This is a genomic window from Halorubrum tibetense (assembly GCF_042661865.1).
In the GTDB taxonomy this organism is placed as follows: Archaea; Halobacteriota; Halobacteria; order Halobacteriales; family Haloferacaceae; genus Halorubrum; species Halorubrum tibetense.
Genome location: NZ_JBHSWW010000443.1, coordinates 1 through 1,346 on the forward strand (window position 1 = coordinate 1; position 1,346 = coordinate 1,346).

3 protein-coding genes are annotated in these 1,346 nt (G+C 71.5%); all 3 read right to left on the reverse strand.

What is annotated here, in order from left to right:
* Positions 1 to 260: DUF7112 family protein (locus ACFQEU_RS15975; RefSeq protein ID WP_465261170.1), on the reverse strand; the 260-nt coding region annotated here is incomplete at its 3' end.
* A 9-nt stretch (positions 261 to 269) separates the two neighbouring features.
* A complete protein-coding gene (locus ACFQEU_RS15980) occupies positions 270 to 674 on the reverse strand; it encodes a 30S ribosomal protein S6e (RefSeq protein WP_379783773.1) in 405 nt (134 codons plus the stop codon).
* 84 nt (positions 675 to 758) lie between these two features.
* The coding region (locus tag ACFQEU_RS15985; protein ID WP_379783775.1) for a hypothetical protein at positions 759 to 1,346 on the reverse strand (588 nt) is incomplete at its 5' end.

Here is a 1,346-nt window from a genome sequence, read left to right on the forward strand (position 1 = left end):
CGCCGGTCGTCGAACGCGCCGCGGAGAAGCCGGCCGCGCGAGTCGGACTCGACGCGGGCGTGTCGCTCGTCGCCGTCGATAACGACGCGAACGAGGTCGCCGGGCTCCAGCTCCAACCGGTCACACGTCCCCGATTCGACCCGGCCGTCGAGTTCCGCATCGGTCGGGATCCGTACGCAGGGACGGCGGGTGCCGCCGCTCCGCGCGAGATCGACACGGACGGACGCGACGCTCTCGTCGTCGGAGGGAACGCGAGGCATCCAGTCGGGTTACTCGTCGGCGTCCGCGTCCGCGTCGCCCTCGCCCAGCGCGGCCGCGACCCCGCCGTCACCGTCGACGACCGAGGCGTTGATCTGTGCGATGTCGTTGTCGATCTCGCGGCCGCGGACGGTGATCCGCTTGCGCTCCCCGTCGCGGCTCGGCTTGAACCCGACGCCACCCTCGAGCAGGAGCTCCTTCAGGCGGGTGCCGGAGACGTCGGCGCGCATCGGACGGCCAGTCTCGTCGGAGCCGCCGGTGAGCTCGATCGTGTACCCGGAGAGTCCGACGGCGTCGCCGTCGATCTCGTCGCCGAGCTCGCGGCCGAGGAACCGGTTCGCGTCCTGTCCGTCGACCTCTCGCTGGAACGTCTCGCCGGTTTCGGGGTCGGCGATGACGACTTTGAATTCAGCCATGACCGAGTCGAGACGCCCGCGAATAAAAAGCACGTCGAAACCTCGACACGCCGATCGATCGCCGTCGCGACCGTCTCCGGCGGCTCACCAGGGCTCGGAGCCGACGCGCACGGTCTCGATCGACGGGTCGACGCGTCCGTCACCCGGCTCGTGGTTCGGTTCGTCGCTCGGCTCGCCCCCCGCCGTCCGGAGCCCGCACGGTTCCCGGTCACCACGGACCATCGCCACGAGTCCCGACTCGACCGCTCGCGCGACGGATCGGTGGTCCGGCGGCCCGCCCGCGTCCTCGATGCACCCGACCGACGCCGGGTCGAACGGGACTTCAAGTGCGTCGTACACGGGACCCAACACGGATCCGAGCGCGGCCGCCTCCTCCCGCGTCACCACCAGACAGCCGGCAACGAGTACCGCGTCGGACCGGACGCGTTGGGCGACCCCAGCGACCTTACCGCCGGATCCGGCGACCCGTAACGAGTGGGCTCCGGGACAGAACGACGCCGCCGGCTCGCCGTCGATCACGGACGCCCCGAGGGTTTCGAGGGCCGACGCGACGGTCCCCGAGACGCGGTCGTATCGACCTTCGATCCCGCCAGCGGCGGCATCGGAGTCCGGAGGCAGCGCCACGGCGAACGCGAGGGTCCACCCGGTGTACCCCACCGCTCGCCCCCCGAC

Coding starts and splice junctions, on each gene's coding strand:
- ACFQEU_RS15980 (WP_379783773.1), bottom strand. CDS start 674: ATGGCTGAATTCAAAGTCGTCATCGCCGACCCCGAAACCGGCGAGACG.